Below are 16272 nucleotides of genomic sequence, written 5' to 3'. Positions count from 1 at the left end.
TCTTCAATTGCTAAATCCATACATCACCTTAAAAGAGGTGATTTGATCATGTTTCTTTGGGATAAACAAGATGTGTAGAAGATTCAGCTCATAGTGAGGGAAACTATATATTTAGCTTGCCCTATTTGTCTGCTCGAGCTGTTTTTATTGTACCTACTCAAAGTAATCTGAAACAAGAAAGAGATCTCCATGGGAAAAAAGTAGGTGCCGCAAGTGATATCAATGGAGAAGTTTTTATCGATTATTTACAAACTAATTTTCAGAATCAGCTACAAGTTAAAAAATACGACTCACCTGATGCTTTAATTAATGACCTAGAAAATGGTTCGTTATCTGCTGCATTTGTTCGTGAGTGCTACGCAAATTATTGGCAAAATAATGGCCTAGCCAATATTAGGATACTAGGTCAGTCCCGGGAGGTTGGGAACGGTATGGCTATCGTGGCTTTACCTGAAGAACAGGGGTTGATTGGTAAGATCAACAAAGAACTGCAAACTATTGAAAATGATGGTGTCTATCTGAAATTATATAAAACCTATTTTGGTGATAAACATTAGTGCATTTTAAAACCATAAGACAAATTATTTACATCGTATTAGAGAAAAAACTTTACCATGAAGTCAACTGACTCTAATTAAATATTTTGCTAATATATACAAATAGCATTTTATTTAATCAAGAATGTGCTTTGGAGCTTCAAAAATGTCCGAAAAAATACGAAAGGGTTTTAGTAAATCGATAGACTGGAATGTAACTACTGATAAAAAAAGAACAAAAATACTCAGCGAAAATACAAAAACAATCGCCAAAGAATTAGATAAAAATCCGATACCCAATAGCAACGACTTAAAATCTGACAAAAAGTAGTAATAAATATACTTGACACAACACCAACAGATAAGACTTGCTTTTTATTTATAAAAATTTATTATGGCTGTAACTGCATTTTAGAAAAGGAATTGCCCATGATGTTTTTTAAAAGATTTGTCACCCCTAATACCCTGAGCAAAGTGATTAAAAATCATCCAACTACTAATACTCCCTATTTTTTTAAACAAATGGATTGGTCTTTAGCTAAAAAAAGCGAACAAGGGCAACAACTAAGTAAATTTGCCCAAACTATTGTGAAAGAACTTGAAAATACTTCGTCATCTGATGCTCCAGGTCCCCTATTAAAAAATTAAGTAACCATCCGTGGTTTTCTTTTTACAATATTGTGCAGAAACTTGGGGATATTTTAGACGCTACAGTGCCTAACGCTTCAAAATGTTCAGGGGCAGTTAAACGTAACGCCTCAAAGTGATCTTTATCTAAAACATTAAGTTCACCCTCTTGAACAACACCCACTATGTTTTTCTCTAACTCATTAATTGCTGTTGATTTAATATCTGGCCGAACAAAAGCAATTTTAGTAGAACCAAATTTACTGGGATCAATTGCTCTTTTAATACTGGTAGCGATTGAAAGATCTGCATTCTCGTAGAGTTCTTGGGCGCTAGTAGCTTTGCTGTTGAGTTGGCTTTGATTAATGAAATCTACGTATTGTAATAAATTGACTATATAGATTGTATTAGTCTCACAATCCACGACAACGGCAGGTTTATTATCTTCAAGCTCTTGCTCTTGTTCTTTGTTGAATTTGTTCTCAATAGCTAATTCGTTATTTACAACACTAATAATAACCTTTTTTGACTGGTTTTCTTGGATCACTTGTGGGAAACGCTCGCTAACACTTCGATATGAATTTAATACATACTCTGGGGGAGTAATAAAATCATTATTTTCAATTCCTCTTTTGATAACACCTTCAACTGCTTTCTCTGGTTTTCTTGTTGAAACAGTTATTAAATAAGTTCCATCCTTTTTTAAGCCTATGTCAAGCCAAGTGGGCCAAATATTGCACATCTCTTTGAAAACATTAGGGACTTTTTTATTTTGATCCATGCGGCGAGATAAGAATTCCCCACTCATGTTATAAGTCACAACAGCTTCATCATGTGTTAATGTACCAATATGCTTTTTATGGGTACCCTTAACACAATCATCGTCATAATAAATGGTTCGTTTTCTATCAACAGTAAGAAGTGCGAGCTCATCTAATGAATATCCTGTTTGTTGTTGTAATTGCAACGCAAAACTTTCTGTTGTAATTGATTTACCGCTTCCAGGCCCCCCTGCCATCAATACTGTAAAACGATCTGGATAACTTTTTAAAGGGCTCTCGGGGACACCAATAAATGTATTCGCATCAATTGCCGATACTAATGGTAATGCTTCAAGCTTGCCTTGTTCAATAAGTGACTCAATTTTCTCTTCTGCAATAGTAGACAATGTAGTATCCATTTCTTGTTTAAGTAATGCATCTGCTACGCGTCTTACCGCTAACTCTGTTAGTTCAGAATCGGATAAAGTAATAATCTCTTTTTCTCTTCGTTTTAAAAGTTCTGCTTTAGCTTGATTAAAATATTGATGTATTAGAGGGTGTTCTTCTCTTGTAGCGCTATCACTTACAATGGAATAAACCCAATTAAAATATTTTTCACGTTGCATCAACATATTTAATACGGGAAGAGATGGAATAACCTGTTGTACGTGGAAATGCCGTACAAATTGACCAAAATCATTATTTTTAGGGGGGGTTTTTACTAATAGTGGCATTAACGCCCCTGTGATTTGCAAGGATCGTCGTTCAGGTGCAAAAACCATCAAACTACCGATTGATGTACCATCATGGCCTTTATAACGTCCAAACCCTTTCATCATCTGGGTTAACTCGTCTTGGTTTTGGACTGAATTTTTTATTGCTGTAAATTCAACGGTATTATCTTGAAATATATCTGGAAATGATTTTTTGCCTTCTAAAAGAACTGATTCAATTGAACAAGAACTTTCATTGAACTTCTTCCAATTGTGATTGGAATAAAACCGAACAATACTTGTATTGCCACCTAAATATAGGTTTCTTGATAATTTTGAGAATTTATTTAATTTAGTAAACATAATGAATCTCTCCTCGATTAATGGCTACATCATACAAAAACTACCTTAATTAAATATTAAGCACAGAGATCACTTATTTTCTTATATGATTTTTATATGCATACACTAATGGATGTAGAATCTAAAAAAATTAGCTTAAATATAAATTGAATTAAAAAGAGACATTAAGCGGTGCTTCTCGTTAGCATCCAGGCCGAAAGTCATATTTGCTTAGGATTTGTAGTGCTGCTTAAAAAATAACAAACCAAATTGAATTGTTCATTAGCAGTAGTATCATATATACAAATTAATCATTAATAATAAGCATTGAACAGTATTAATTCATCAAAAATTGTCGCTATAGGCGGCGGCCCTGCTTCGGGAAAATCATATTTTTACGAGCTACTGAAAAGAAGCAATCGTTTACCTGAAGAATACATTCTTCATGATCCTGATTTAGTGATGCAATCTCTCCCAGAGTATGAAATTGACTCACAGAATGATTTAGCATCAGCATTTGCCCGCTGGGAAAAACCCGCACTACAATTAGCAAACATCCTCCTTAGGAATGCTTTGTTAGCGAGAAATAATATTGTGTATTTGCGCACTTTGGCATTACCTGATTCATTAGCCTTTCTTCGTGAAGCAAGATCACTAGGCTATGAAATTGAGACGCATCTTCTTATTTGTGATAAGGAGTTGGCAATCTCTCGAGCAATCGAAAGAGAGCAAATAATTAATAGACATTTGTCTATTGAAACCCTTCTCGAACGCCACGAAGCAGTAAATACTTTATTAAACGATATTAAAAATGCTTCAAATCAATTCTATTTATATGAAAACAATATTAATGGAGCTGAACCTATTCTTTTAGAATTTGGTTCTCAAGAAATCCAGATGATTGTAGATTGAATAATTAATGGCCAGATCACGCAATAAATTCTTCTCAATGTAATACTTGGAAATACAAACTTATTTAATAATTTCATATCATATATAAATTCAATTCATTGGATTTATATTGATTAAATTGGTTAAATAAAATCATAAAATGAATATTATTTAATCATCAGAGCATCGCGATAATAAAGGAGTCACTATGAAAAATCCTTATAGCACTAAAGAATACAATGCTTTATTCCAAGAGAGTGAATCAGAAATAACCGACCCACAGGGGCGTCCTATATATGATAAAGGAATATCATGTCATGTATTTGCTATAGCAAGCCCAATTAATTGGACCAACTGTAAGGAACTGAATAGCCAATATAGTGAAATTGGAATGAAAAAAGAGCTAGAACGTGTAATGAACGACACCCCGTCCCCTATTGGTGAAGAACTGAAACAAGAGCGTCAGACAAACATGAACGATATTCTTCAACTTCGAAATGCTCAAGAAACCTGTTTGCAAGTTGAAAAAATGTACCTATGCGGTGGGTTTCGCGAAGGAAGATCTTGTCCTGAACACATGTGGCTAGAGGATGTTACAAACAATATGTCTTTAGACACATTCATAGATCGGAACGGGATTGCATTGAGAAATTGCACAGGTGAAGCTAACCAAGGGTTTCAACCTGGATGCGAAGGCCATCAATTCGAAGCCAACGACATTATGCGTGTGCAAGTTCCAGGATACACTTATGGACAGCTAGTAGCAATCGCTGCTGGATCAGAAAGACGCGATGCTTTAACCAATCAAGTGATGCCAAAATTTCCTCATGGCATTGCAGATAAACCGCAAGTTCTAGCAGCTATCGCCACTGTTAATCGAGCCAGGGAGGCACTAAATCTAGGGGGAGATAGAAACGCGGCACGTAATGCCGCATATGTGCATCCAGATTGGATATTTGCAATAAGAAATACTCATAACCAGCTGAGTGATTTGGGCTTTACTCCGGCAACGATGCAACATTTAATTGACTATAATCAGGCTAAAGCGACTGATCACGAGCAATTTTATCAGGCCACATTAAAATCAATCGAAAGGTTAGTACCACATATCAGAAATGCCCAAGATTTAATAGCTCAGATAGGTCAACTAGATATAGGCGGATCACAAGACACAATAATGAATCGATTTCAATCTGCCAAGAATGACATTTTGCAAAACTCTAGTTCATCAAAGGAATTATCTGATAGATGGACAGTGTTCGCTGACGATTTAAAAGATAAACTGCAATTATATCAGAACTATCAAAAAGTAAAACAAGATCTGGCTGCTTGCACATTTGGTAATAATGATGCCCGTATCGACAAGCTTTTAGCCGATTCTGCTCTGAAAATAGAACAACAGGATATGACTGCTGGGCAAATGAAGGAAGTCATTGATCGTTTGAATTTACAAACACAAACATTAAAAAACTCACCCATTGAATCACTCAGAGCGCTCATAGATCTAGGAAAAAAAAGCCCTGGTCGTCAAGAATGGGCCAAAAATGTTGAAGAAGCTATGGCAAATTTGCCCCTTGCAGACCGAGTCAATTTTCCAACAAACCAAAATAATGCTGTAAAAGCAGCACTTTTGGTTCTAACACAGGGCGATAAAGAACATGCAATAGGCTTATTGAATAACCCACAGATGTTCACCGAGAAAGTAAATAAAGCGATCCAAAATTTGAATAAAGAGCTCCATCCCGAACCAGAGGAACCGGAAGAAGTTGAGCAAAATACGATGAGATTTAATTACTGAAAATCACTGACACTGAAAGAGCTAATTCACTTAATCTTAAAACTAGGACAACTTTTTTTGATGTTAGCTCTTTCCATATTTTTCGACTTTATATATTGAGAGAGGATAAGTTTGTTTTATATCAATGGATTTTGATAAAGTTGTAAATAACGAGTTGCTAAATGATATGAGGCGTAATCAGTAATATGTCCGGAGTCACGAAACATAGGTATACCGTTAATATCTGCACTACATTGACCTTTAAGGCATTGAGCCTGTTTAGGATCAATAATTATTAATTGTGTATATTTTCTTTTAAGACGTGCAAATAAATCATCCTGCCAATTTGATTGCATCTCAAAATCACATTCCGCGGATTTGTATTTTCTTCTTAGTTTAATATGATCAAAAAAACAATTATAGGAATTATTAATTACAATTGTTTTGAGTAAAACGGGTGTAGCGCCAGAAGTAATAATAATTTGCAAGGCATCATCTAATGCTTTTTCGATTCGTTTTTTAGTCAACTCTTCAGATTCATTGGTAGTAAGTTTACCCCCTAGATAACCATCCCAATTTTGTCCTAAGATCACAAAATCATAATGGTTGTTCTTGATCATATTATAATAACGTTTGATTTGTTCGTGGCATGCAGTATAAAGCTCCCTGTTCCAATCATATTGCTCAATCCCAGGTAACGAGAGGCAGGCAGCAGTTGCATGAGCCAAAATAGATATATTCGCTTTTTTTGCAAGAGCATCCATAAATCCCCACAAATGATTCGCATGAGAATCACCAAACATGAAACCAGTTCTTGTATTGGAACTTTTTGCCCCAAGAACACAGTTAGTATTTATGTCAACGTTTTTATCTTGAAGGCACAAAGGTCTCAGTGGATATGAATATTGTTTTAGCTGTTGATCAATTTGGGTCATTTCATTGAAACGTTTGGGGTATCCCTCATGTTTTTTGATCGCGTAATCACCTAAATGAATTAAAACACTAGGAAGTATACATAAATAAATTAGACTATAACCGAACTTAATAGTGTGAAACTTACGTGTTGGTTTCTCAATAAATCGCCAGGAAAAATAAGCAATAATAAGAGTTAAAGTAAATGCATAAACTAGAACAAGAGGTGTCTCTTCAATTTTTAAATAACGAATAATCACGAATATTGGCCAGTGCCAAATATATAATGAATAAGAAAGCAAGCCGATAAATACTATTGGTTTCAGGGAAAGCAATCGGGTTAGACATGTCTGAGGATAATTTGTCCCTGAAATGATAAGTATGCTTGTTGCACAACACAAAACAATAGCATACCAATTTGGAAAACCTATATGAATATGTGCATGCATTGCTATATAAAATATGCTTATAACCGCAGCGATATTTAAACTTTCTATCAAATACCTATTCAATGAAAATTGATTTTGCCTAAATACGATACACGAACCCATTAAAAATTCAAAAATGCGACTCAAGAGTTGGTAGTAATTTTTTGTCGGCTCTTTTGTTGATAAAAATAGCGCTAAAATTAAGAAAAACACGGTGAGCAAATAAGTGATTTTTGCAATATGCTTTTTGTGAACTATTCGATAAACACCATAGAGCATTACAGGTAGAATCAAATAGCATTGCCATTCTATTGATAATGACCAAGTATGTAATAAAGGTAATTGATTTGCATTTGGTGAAAAATAACCTTTTGTTGCTCTTTCAAAAAACATATTTGAAAGAAATAATGAGGTTTTTCGAGCACTTTTGGAATATAGGAGTAAATCTTCAGGCAAATAAAAAATCAAGGAAAGCAAAAGAGTGCTTACTATCAAGCAAATAAATATAGGTTGTAATCGCCATAATCTTCGGCTATAAAAATCAATGAATGAAAAACGATCATTTTGCAAAGAGCTATAAATAATATTGGTGATTAGAAATCCAGAAATAACAAAAAAAATATCCACACCAATAAAGCCAGAAGGAAATAACCTAAATCCCGCATGAAAAAAGATAACTAACAAAATAGCAACAGCTCTTAAGCCATCAATATCTGGCCGATACTTCATTGTATGTATATCCACTCACTATTACACTGTTCTTTTGGTTTTTCGGATTTCCTAATGGTTATTGTCCAATCAGGGCCTGATCCAATATGATGACTTTTAGCAAAATTACCTTGGTTTGTTGCTATTGCCAAAGAAAGTAAGCTATTTAGATAAAGTAAATCTTTACCTTTTGGAGTTTCACCAAATGTTTGTTGGTATAACAATAGACCTACGAACTCGTTATGATTTTTTTTGTAGATTCTCACTTTGTAGCATTTGTTAGGCTCAAAACCATATTTTTCAAGTAATTGCTTATCAATATTAGTCCAGAGGTTTCCATATTGAGGATCAAGAATTACTATTGTACCTTGTAATCTATCATTTTCGATAGAAGGCTTTTGATAAGGGATTTTTACAATAGGTTCATTAAGTTTAGGACCAACCTCTTCGAAGGAAATCTTCCCAGAAGCTAATTTTGCAGCAGTATAACCATAGACATCTCTACCAAAAAAAGTATATGAAAAACCAGAACCTTCTATACGATTCTTGGTTTCATCTATCACCCGTACTTCTTTAATTCCAAATTTATCATCAATAAGAGTTAAGGTTCCATTATCAGGGGTTACAAAATATTGCCCATTATTTGTTAAGGCAACTATAGAACGACGCTTGGTTCCAACTCCAGGATCAACCACGCTTATAAATACAGTGTCTTTTGGCCAATATGGAGCAGTTTGATATAGCCGATATGATGCTTCCCAAATATTATAAGCAGGTATTTCATGTGTTAAGTCTGAAATAATAAGTGAGGGATCGACAGTGAACATAACCCCTTTTACCTCACTCACTGCACCATCTTTAATACCAAAATCGCTTTGAAAAACTACAATACCTGAGTGAGTTCCATTGGCTAATAAGCAAAGAAAAAAAACCAGTAAAAAGTTATTTAAGTTATAGAATATACTTTTTATTCTTACCATTAATGAGTTCATTTATTTTAGATAATATATGATAAACATCTGATAGATTATGGTCTATACCTGATACTCTTTTATTTCAATATTGTTTAAAGCATCTTTTAGATAATCTGCTCAATAAAAAGTGTTTTTTAATCCTCTTCATCAATTTGCATATTAAAAGTAGTAGAAGCCTTGCCGCATTTATTAGTGACATTAACAAGAACATCGAAATTATCTTTGCCATCCGCTTTAATTCTTATTCTGCCATTACTTGAATCAATAGTAACTTGATTTACTTTATTGTGGGGATGTGCTTTTACAGAATAAGTTAAATTTTCTCCTTGAAATGCCTGGCTTGTTGGTATGTCTGTTGTGTTAAAGGCAACAATCTCCCAATTCTCGATTGGAATGATGACTTGAGGCTTGCAGGATTCAGTATCATGATTTGCAAATACCATTGGTGAAACTAAACTTATCAATATGCTAAATAGCGGTTTAGACATTCCATCCCTCAGAATAATATAATGCATGCAAAACGCTGCCTTTAAAGAGCACTTTTTTAAAAAGTGCTCTTATAGAAGCCTATTTCTTATTTAAAGCATCTAAACGTTGAACAGATGGGTCTAATCTATCCAATGCTTGAAAAGGAAGCATCCAGCCAGGATACTCGGGTGGTAAAGCACTAACCTCGTTTAGCTGTTTTATTTCATCTGAGGATAGCTTTAGATCTACTGCGGCGAGATTATCCTGCAACTGATCGATACGCTTAGCACCAATAATCACAGAAGTTACAGCTGGTCTTGTGAGTAACCAAGCTAATGAGACACGAGCAGCACTGCAATTATGATGTTGTGCAATAGGCTCGATCACCTCGAGAACTCTCCAAACTCTCTCTTTGTCTACAATAGGGAAATCAAAATTGGAACGACGAGAATCTTCTGGTTTTTGATTATTACGATGAAATTTACCTGAAAGCAAGCCACCAGCTAGAGGGCTCCAAACAAGTAAGCCCATTTTATCAGCGTCCAGTAAAGGAATAATTTCACGCTCCAGATCGCGACCAGCAAGAGAATAATATGCTTGTAACGTATCAAAATGAACAAGATTCTTAAGCTGAGAAACTCCTAATGCTTTTGCAATTTTCCATGCTGGCCAGTTGGAACAACCAACATACCGTACTTTACCCTGTTGTACTAGTGTATCTAATGCTCGCAATGTTTCATCTATTGGCGTGATGGGATCATTTCCATGAATTTGATATAAATCAATATAATCTGTATTTAAACGGCGAAGGCTTGCATCAACCGCCTCCATAATATGCTTTCTAGAAGCACCAATATCATTGTACCCAGAACCAACTCTGCCGTATACTTTAGTTGCAATCACTACATCCTTTCTGGCGATATTAAGATTTTTCAACGCCTGGCCAAGAACACATTCACTTTCACCTTCAGAATAAACATCGGCGGTATCAAAAAAATTGATCCCAGCATCAAAAGACGTTTTTATGATTTCATCAGCACTTGCCTGTCCAACTGATCCAATTGCCTCCCAAAAACCTCTACCCCCAAAGGTCATGGTACCTAAACAAAGGCTAGAAACAAGTAATCCTGTATTACCTAATGTTTTGTATTCCATATAAAATCTCTCTAAAATATCCATTTAAAAGTTAAATAGCATTATTTATGAATATAAAGCAAATGTAAATCACAAAGGTCAAGTTTGCTGTCTACTAAATATGGCAAGCCCTTGGCTACGAAACCAATACTCATCATTCTCTAAAAAGTATGCTTTAAGCTCAGGAATATCATAAATATTTGCGTAACCTGTCGTCACAAAATAACGTTTTCCAATGAGATAAAAATCTTTAACATTTTTAGAAGGAGTTACTATAATACGCCCATTAGGAATTATTTTAATCAGTTGTTGCATAAACTGTACTATCTCTTTTTCTTTCTCTATCCCGTTTTCTACTCCTAAAAGGTAAGGAATAAATGCAGTATGAAAACCCTGTTTTTCTTGAGTTATAGAAATTTTATCTACCGTGCCCACATAAAATTGAATTTTTTTATCAAGCTCAAAATTCTCTTGTGTTTTTGTTTGAATGGCTTTTTGAACTAATGCCACCATGTAATGAATATAAGCTCGTCTTAGTGAGTTAGGATGCACAATCCAAAATAAAAAATGGATTAATTTTCCTCGAGGTATATCAACTAGAGCAGGATACCAATAGGTAAGTGAGGTAAGCAATTCACCAATTGATGCCAGAGGCTTACCTTGAGCATCATATTCCCGATAATGATAATATTTTTTAAATGCTTTCATCCACGCAATAGTTATAGGATCTTTATCGTAAGTAGTCACTGATTTTGCCCCAGTTTGGGCTATTAGAAAACTACTGTTTCCATGGCCTGGGATCACTAAAACATTTTTTCCTTCTATATCTGCACGAATGTTGTATCGATATTTTTGATTTCCTATTAAAGCCGATGATAAATAGCGCTCAGCTCCCATAGGATATATTTGTACCTCTTTATTATCAGAGAGCCTTGTTACTCGCCTTTCCAAAATCCATTTTCTCTCTTGCTTGCTTAAAATTGTTTCATAAGCGTGCATAAATATTTCCTGCTGTTATTGTAATAGATTTAACTTCGATGATTTTATTCTCTTTCTGGTAAATAAATTCAATGCCAAAGAGTTTAAGTTAAATTCTGCTGCAAGTTTTCTACCCAATATTTGTGACGGTTTTTCAATAAAGAGATGAAGAAACCAAGAAAGTATAATGGCAATAGCACTAACTATAATTAAGGATATCCCTGCATTAAACCCTTTATCTAATAAAATGCGAAGAAACACATAGCCACCAATACAATGAATAATGTATAAAGGATAACTAATATCCGCTAAAAATTTAACTAATGGATTTGTCTTAAAAAAATAAGGAAAAGTATAAGCGAACATAAAGGTTAATAATGCTAAGCCATAACTCCATCCTAAAATCAAACTCTCTGAATAAGGTCCTGCCCACCAAGTAATACAAAATAAAAGAAACAAAAGTCCTATTGCAAAATATCCTTGCTCAGGTTCAAGTTTATGACAATAAAGATAGTGAAATACAACACCAAGAAACATAAAAATAATGTATTGGGAAGGCAAAATAAAAATTCTACCCCCGATAAATGCAGTGAAATTACTGATCATCCATTCAGGAAGAATGTATGAGATATAACAGTTTAAAAGAAAGAAAAATATAGGTATAAAAAATACTTTTATTGAGTATTGACGAAACCAAAATCCCAATAACGCTACGAGTAAATAAAATTTCATTTCAATTTCTAAAGTCCAAATAATTGAATCTATATTTTTTGATTCAAATATGTCTCGGATTCCCGGAAAATAGTGAATGATTATTTCTTGTGAAGAGTAAGGCCAAGAAATTAAAAAATATTGAGTTCCTAAAAAAAGCGCCAATAGAGTGATACTAAACCCAAAAACATAAGTAGGAATAATTCGCAAAAATCGGCTCACTAAAAAACCGAGCATATTTGTTCTTTGTAATGAAAAAGGAATGACAAAGCCGCTTATCAGGAAAAATAAACCTACTCCATAAGCCCCCCAATCAAACAAAGGAAATTTATTGAACCATAAAACATAAATAGGTGTATTACAGTTTTCCGGCTCAAGTAAGGGGGCATTAATCAGATGAGCTATTGTATCTCTTTTGTACCAAAAAGTACTGAAATAATGGGATATAACAACAACTAGAGCAGCAATCCCACGTAGTGTATTTACAAACTCAATCTTAGTTCCGGATTGTATGTTTTTTTGCACCTTATTTGCCTAATTTTTTAGATAAGCTTCATTCAAATTACTTAACTCTTTGTCGATCAGAGTTCTAAATTGTTTGGCGTTGAGTTGCTTAGGTTGATTGCCTGTGTTATTTATCAACATGTCCATATAAGTTTTATAACCTATATTGGTTATTAAATTATTGTAAGCAGGTATATCCAATTTTTGTAATATCTTATTTTCTTTTGGCATCTTTGGTTTTATTCTTGGCTGAGATTTTTTTTCATATGCGTAAGCCATTTCGATGAGTTTTCCTTCGCTAAATTGTGTTCCAATTAGTTCCACTCCAATAGGCATTTGATTGTGATTATATCCAAAGTTAATTGCAATTGCGGGTAGACCCGAATTGGAAGAAACAGGCGCAAGCCATGTATTTATTTCATAAGGCTCATAAGTTGCAATACCCACAGTACTGATGGGCATTAATAGGGCATCAATTTTTTGCTGTTTCATTATTTTTTCAACGTATTTTCTATTTTTTGCAAATACTTTTAATGCTGCCTCATACTTTGACCCATGTTTTATTGGCATCGAGGCAAAAAATTTGATGCAATTTTGAATCTCACCAAAAACTCTTATTCTATTTGAATCACATAAATCTTGGAAATTCTTACGTACAGAAGGATAAGAACTTAAATAGTGATCCACATCTTGCCTCATACCCGCCATATTAAAAGAACGATCGCTGTTAAATTCAGATAAGTTCACTTCATTAATGATGATAGCTCCTGCTTTTTTCAGAGTAAGTAATGATTGTTTAAATATTTGTGATATGTCATCAGGCATCTCTTTAAAGACATTTCTAGTTCCAACTTTATGCACAATCCCAATACGCTTTCCAATTAGTCCATCTTCATTTAAGTAAACAGCATAAGTTTTTTCTCTTGGAACATCTACTGTTTTTATATCTTCTGGATTTGCCTTTGCAATAACATCTAACACATTTGCAAGATCTCGAACTGTTCGCGTTAAAGGCCCTACTGTACCATCCAAATTGCCTGAAGGAAAAATTCCGCTTTGACTGATTAAACCCGTACTTGGCCGTAAACCATAAATTCCATTAAAGGCAGCAGGAATCCTGACAGAGCCACTATTATCTGTACCGACCCCAATTACAGCAAAGTTAGCACTGACTGCAGCAGCAGATCCACCACTTGAGCCACCAGGACTTTTTTCTGTATCATAAACATTGCCAATACGCCCAGTTCTACTGCTGATACCAAACATACCTGCAGCTAACTCATCCATCCCCCCTTTCCCCAAAATAATTGCCCCTGCTTTTCTTAATTGAGTTACTAAAAAAGCATCCTGGTTAGGCTGATTACCTAATAAGGCGAGAGATCCAGAACTTGTAGTAGCATCATAAGTATCAATATTGTCCTTTAATATAATAGGAATACAATGCAATGGTCCTACAAGTTGTTGCGTATTTAAGTATATTCTATCGAGTTTCCTTGCTTGATCGATTACATTTTGATTGATTTCTACAAATGCATTAATAGGTGCAAATTCTCCTGCACTCAAGTTATACTTTTTGATTCGTTCAAGATAGAGATTAACCAATTGTCCGCAAGTTAATTGCTGATTTTTTATTGCGGTATGAATTGAGGTAATCGTTGTTTCCTCCAAAGAAAATGGAGTTTTTTTAGAAGTAAAATCAATGTTATCTGCCTTAGCAACATAAGATAGAAAAAACGCTATTAAAAGAATAACCGGTATAGTCCTATCCATAGCATAATCCTTTTATATTTAACAAATTTTGCATGGTTTGTGAGTATAATGCAATTTGATAAACAAACATAAGAAATCTTTCGCTTGCAAAGAATAATGATGTTACATTATGAGCTCTATTATTTGGGGTTGAGCCCAAGCAAGTTTTTAAAGCAATTTATACTCATTTAACCATTCAATTTAAGGAAAAATTATGGCTAAAATTCTGTGTGTTCTTTATGATGATCCAATTCATGGTTACCCTAAAACCTATGCACGTAACGACTTACCTATCATTGAGCAATATCCCGATGGACAAAGTATTCCTACGCCTAAGCATCTTGATTTTAAACCAGGTACTTTATTAGGTTCGGTATCTGGTGAGTTAGGTCTGCGCCAATTTCTTGAGTCTCAAGGACATCAATTTATAGTAACCTCAGATAAAGAAGGCCCAAACTCTGTTTTCGAAAAGGAATTACCTGATTCAGATATCGTTATTTCACAACCTTTTTGGCCTGCCTACTTAACTTCTGAACGAATTGCTAAAGCTAAAAAACTAAAGTTAGTAATTACTGCAGGAATTGGTTCTGATCATGTGGATTTACAAGCGGCGATGGAAAATAATATTACTGTTGCCGAAGTTACCTATTCAAACAGTATCAGTGTTGCTGAACATGTGGTTATGATGATTCTCTCATTAGTTCGTAATTATTTACCCTCCTATCATTGGGTTGTACAAAAAGGTTGGAATATTGCTGATTGTATCGAACGTTCTTATGATCTTGAGGGTATGACAGTGGGTTCTGTTGCATGTGGGCGTATTGGTCTAGCAGTCATGAAACGTTTAAAACCTTTTGACGTCAAATTACATTATACAGATCGCCACCGTTTACCTGAAAAGACTGAAAAAGAGTTAGGCTTAATTTTTCATGAGAATGTTGAATCATTGGTACAAGTATGTGATGTGATTACCATTAATTGTCCATTAACTCCTGAAACAGAAAACCTGTTTGATGAAAAACTGCTTCGTAAAATGAAACGCGGTGCTTATCTTATCAATACAGCACGAGGTAAAATTTGCAATCGAGAGGCAATTGTAAATGCTTGTGAAAATGGTCAACTAGCTGGCTATGCAGGCGATGTTTGGTTTCCACAACCAGCCCCTAAAGATCATCCTTGGAGAACTATGCCTCATCATGGTATGACACCGCATATTTCCGGTACATCATTATCCGCACAAGCACGTTACGCGGCAGGAACTCGAGAAATTTTGGAATGTTGGTTTGATGGCCGCCCTATCCGTGATGTTTATCTGATTGTTAATAAAGGTACGCTCGCAGGTACCGGTGCACACTCTTACACAACAGGAAATGTAACCGTCGGAGCTGAAGAAGCCTAAGTTTGCAATATGACTAAATGAATGTTGTTATTGCTTATTTAAGAACAACATTCATTGTTTATTACTCATTTTAAGCATTTTTAAGATGTAATCCATTCATAGAATATAAATGTGGATTTGCTACCATTTTTGAACTTTCAATTCCAGTTATAGGCAATGAACGAGTATCAAGAAGACCTAATTGTACAAGAACTGAAGCCTGATCCCAATAAATATGCTCGTGAGATACTTTATATCCATTAAAACCGATAATAACTACAAGAGCAATTTCTACTCGCTTATTCGTTGGAGATAAACCTGGAAGAATCCAATCCATTTGAATCGTATGAGTAAATTTAAAAATAAGCTCATCCACTATTTGTATTTCACCTATGGTACGAGAAATTAATGTTGTCTCTGTATCTTCGGGTAATTGAGGAATGAATGAGTTTTGATAGAACTTGCGAATTTCTGCTAAACCTACTCCTCCTGTTATCACTGGCACATTAAGCAGATGTGCATTTTCAGCCATCGTAGCCATTGTTCCATCAACATCATAAGTTTGGAACTCACATCTCATATGTTCTTCCCAGATAAGCAGACCTCATTAAATATCTATAAAAAACAAAGAAGTTAGTGTATTCTGCAATTTTTATAGATTAGTTTTAGAAAAATGATAAG

The 16272-nt window shown here is 34.6% G+C and carries 15 protein-coding genes; 6 read left to right on the top strand and 9 right to left on the bottom strand.

All coding sequences use genetic code 11. The annotated features are described in order from the left end of the window. Nucleotides 1–107: 107 nt before the first annotated feature. The 3 genes from Lsan_RS09710 to Lsan_RS09705 all read left to right on the top strand — a co-directional run bounded on the left by Lsan_RS09710 (nt 108) and on the right by Lsan_RS09705 (nt 1184). On the top strand, nt 108–557 hold the full coding sequence (locus tag Lsan_RS09710) for a type 2 periplasmic-binding domain-containing protein (RefSeq protein ID WP_272947147.1): 450 nt from the start codon (nt 108–110) through the stop codon (nt 555–557). A gap of 145 nt (nt 558–702) precedes the next feature. Beyond that, nucleotides 703–867, top strand: a complete 165-nt coding sequence (locus tag Lsan_RS22500; RefSeq protein WP_165482603.1) for a hypothetical protein — start codon at nt 703–705, stop codon at nt 865–867. 98 nt (nt 868–965) lie between these two features. Next, nucleotides 966–1184: a hypothetical protein gene (locus Lsan_RS09705; RefSeq protein ID WP_058514205.1), complete on the top strand. Its 219-nt coding sequence runs from the start codon at nt 966–968 to the stop codon at nt 1182–1184. 22 nt (nt 1185–1206) lie between these two features. Here Lsan_RS09705 and Lsan_RS09700 read toward each other — a convergent pair whose 3' ends face one another. Continuing rightward, nucleotides 1207–3000 (bottom strand): hypothetical protein, encoded by a 1794-nt coding sequence (locus tag Lsan_RS09700; RefSeq protein WP_058514204.1) that lies wholly within the window; start codon nt 2998–3000, stop codon nt 1207–1209. 306 nt (nt 3001–3306) lie between these two features. On the opposite strand from Lsan_RS09700, the gene Lsan_RS09695 reads away from it, so the two are divergent. Both Lsan_RS09695 and Lsan_RS09690 read left to right on the top strand, forming a co-directional pair. Beyond that, a complete protein-coding gene (locus Lsan_RS09695; RefSeq protein ID WP_058514203.1) occupies nt 3307–3891 on the top strand; it encodes a zeta toxin family protein in 585 nt (194 codons plus the stop codon). Nucleotides 3892–4078: 187 nt separating this feature from the next. Beyond that, entirely contained in the window at nt 4079–5668 is a 1590-nt protein-coding gene (locus tag Lsan_RS09690; protein WP_058514202.1) for a hypothetical protein, read from the top strand. A 116-nt stretch (nt 5669–5784) separates the two neighbouring features. Here Lsan_RS09690 and Lsan_RS09685 read toward each other — a convergent pair whose 3' ends face one another. The 7 genes from Lsan_RS09685 to Lsan_RS09655 form a co-directional block, all read right to left on the bottom strand. After that, nucleotides 5785–7716 (bottom strand): acyltransferase family protein, encoded by a 1932-nt coding sequence (locus tag Lsan_RS09685; protein WP_058514201.1) that lies wholly within the window; start codon nt 7714–7716, stop codon nt 5785–5787. Further along, nucleotides 7713–8675, bottom strand: a complete 963-nt coding sequence (locus Lsan_RS09680) for an SAM hydrolase/SAM-dependent halogenase family protein (protein ID WP_083505115.1) — start codon at nt 8673–8675, stop codon at nt 7713–7715. Before Lsan_RS09680 ends, Lsan_RS09685 begins: the two co-directional genes overlap by 4 nt. Before the next feature lie 128 nt (nt 8676–8803). Next, on the bottom strand, nt 8804–9157 hold the full coding sequence (locus tag Lsan_RS09675; protein WP_133134385.1) for a hypothetical protein: 354 nt from the start codon (nt 9155–9157) through the stop codon (nt 8804–8806). Between the two features lie 79 nt (nt 9158–9236). Then, complete coding sequence (locus tag Lsan_RS09670) at nt 9237–10292, bottom strand: aldo/keto reductase (RefSeq protein WP_058514199.1); 1056 nt, start codon at nt 10290–10292, stop codon at nt 9237–9239. Nucleotides 10293–10370: 78 nt separating this feature from the next. Further along, nucleotides 10371–11270, bottom strand: coding sequence for a hypothetical protein (locus Lsan_RS09665; RefSeq protein ID WP_058514198.1), 900 nt, complete (start codon nt 11268–11270; stop codon nt 10371–10373). 15 nt (nt 11271–11285) lie between these two features. Further along, the gene (locus Lsan_RS09660) at nt 11286–12485 is read right to left on the bottom strand and encodes an acyltransferase family protein (RefSeq protein ID WP_058514197.1); all 1200 of its coding nucleotides are present in this window, start codon (nt 12483–12485) and stop codon (nt 11286–11288) included. 9 nt (nt 12486–12494) lie between these two features. Beyond that, complete coding sequence (locus Lsan_RS09655; protein ID WP_083505114.1) at nt 12495–14234, bottom strand: amidase family protein; 1740 nt, start codon at nt 14232–14234, stop codon at nt 12495–12497. Between the two features lie 193 nt (nt 14235–14427). Between Lsan_RS09655 and Lsan_RS09650 the strand changes: the two genes are divergently transcribed. Continuing rightward, entirely contained in the window at nt 14428–15612 is a 1185-nt protein-coding gene (locus Lsan_RS09650) for an NAD-dependent formate dehydrogenase (RefSeq protein WP_058514196.1), read from the top strand. A gap of 70 nt (nt 15613–15682) precedes the next feature. Here Lsan_RS09650 and Lsan_RS09645 read toward each other — a convergent pair whose 3' ends face one another. Continuing rightward, nucleotides 15683–16171: a nuclear transport factor 2 family protein gene (locus tag Lsan_RS09645; protein ID WP_058514195.1), complete on the bottom strand. Its 489-nt coding sequence runs from the start codon at nt 16169–16171 to the stop codon at nt 15683–15685. Between the last annotated feature and the right edge of the window lie 101 nt (nt 16172–16272).

The sequence above is a fragment of the Legionella santicrucis genome, assembly GCF_001468135.1.
Classification (GTDB): domain Bacteria; phylum Pseudomonadota; class Gammaproteobacteria; order Legionellales; family Legionellaceae; genus Legionella; species Legionella santicrucis.
The sequence above is the reverse complement of the archived record's forward strand: the minus strand, read 5'-3'. Positions and strand labels throughout refer to the sequence as shown.

Bases quoted from the DNA above. Each gene is read 5' to 3' on its own strand.
- Lsan_RS22500 (WP_165482603.1), top strand. From the start codon at position 703: ATGTCCGAAAAAATACGAAAGGGTTTTAGTAAATCGATAGACTGGAAT.
- Lsan_RS09705 (WP_058514205.1), top strand. From the start codon at position 966: ATGATGTTTTTTAAAAGATTTGTCACCCCTAATACCCTGAGCAAAGTG.
- Lsan_RS09700 (WP_058514204.1), bottom strand. From the start codon at position 3,000: ATGTTTACTAAATTAAATAAATTCTCAAAATTATCAAGAAACCTATAT.
- Lsan_RS09690 (WP_058514202.1), top strand. From the start codon at position 4,079: ATGAAAAATCCTTATAGCACTAAAGAATACAATGCTTTATTCCAAGAG.
- Lsan_RS09685 (WP_058514201.1), bottom strand. From the start codon at position 7,716: ATGAAGTATCGGCCAGATATTGATGGCTTAAGAGCTGTTGCTATTTTG.
- Lsan_RS09680 (WP_083505115.1), bottom strand. From the start codon at position 8,675: ATGGTAAGAATAAAAAGTATATTCTATAACTTAAATAACTTTTTACTG.
- Lsan_RS09675 (WP_133134385.1), bottom strand. From the start codon at position 9,157: ATGTCTAAACCGCTATTTAGCATATTGATAAGTTTAGTTTCACCAATG.
- Lsan_RS09670 (WP_058514199.1), bottom strand. From the start codon at position 10,292: ATGGAATACAAAACATTAGGTAATACAGGATTACTTGTTTCTAGCCTT.
- Lsan_RS09665 (WP_058514198.1), bottom strand. From the start codon at position 11,270: ATGCACGCTTATGAAACAATTTTAAGCAAGCAAGAGAGAAAATGGATT.
- Lsan_RS09655 (WP_083505114.1), bottom strand. From the start codon at position 14,234: ATGGATAGGACTATACCGGTTATTCTTTTAATAGCGTTTTTTCTATCT.
- Lsan_RS09650 (WP_058514196.1), top strand. From the start codon at position 14,428: ATGGCTAAAATTCTGTGTGTTCTTTATGATGATCCAATTCATGGTTAC.
- Lsan_RS09645 (WP_058514195.1), bottom strand. From the start codon at position 16,171: ATGAGATGTGAGTTCCAAACTTATGATGTTGATGGAACAATGGCTACG.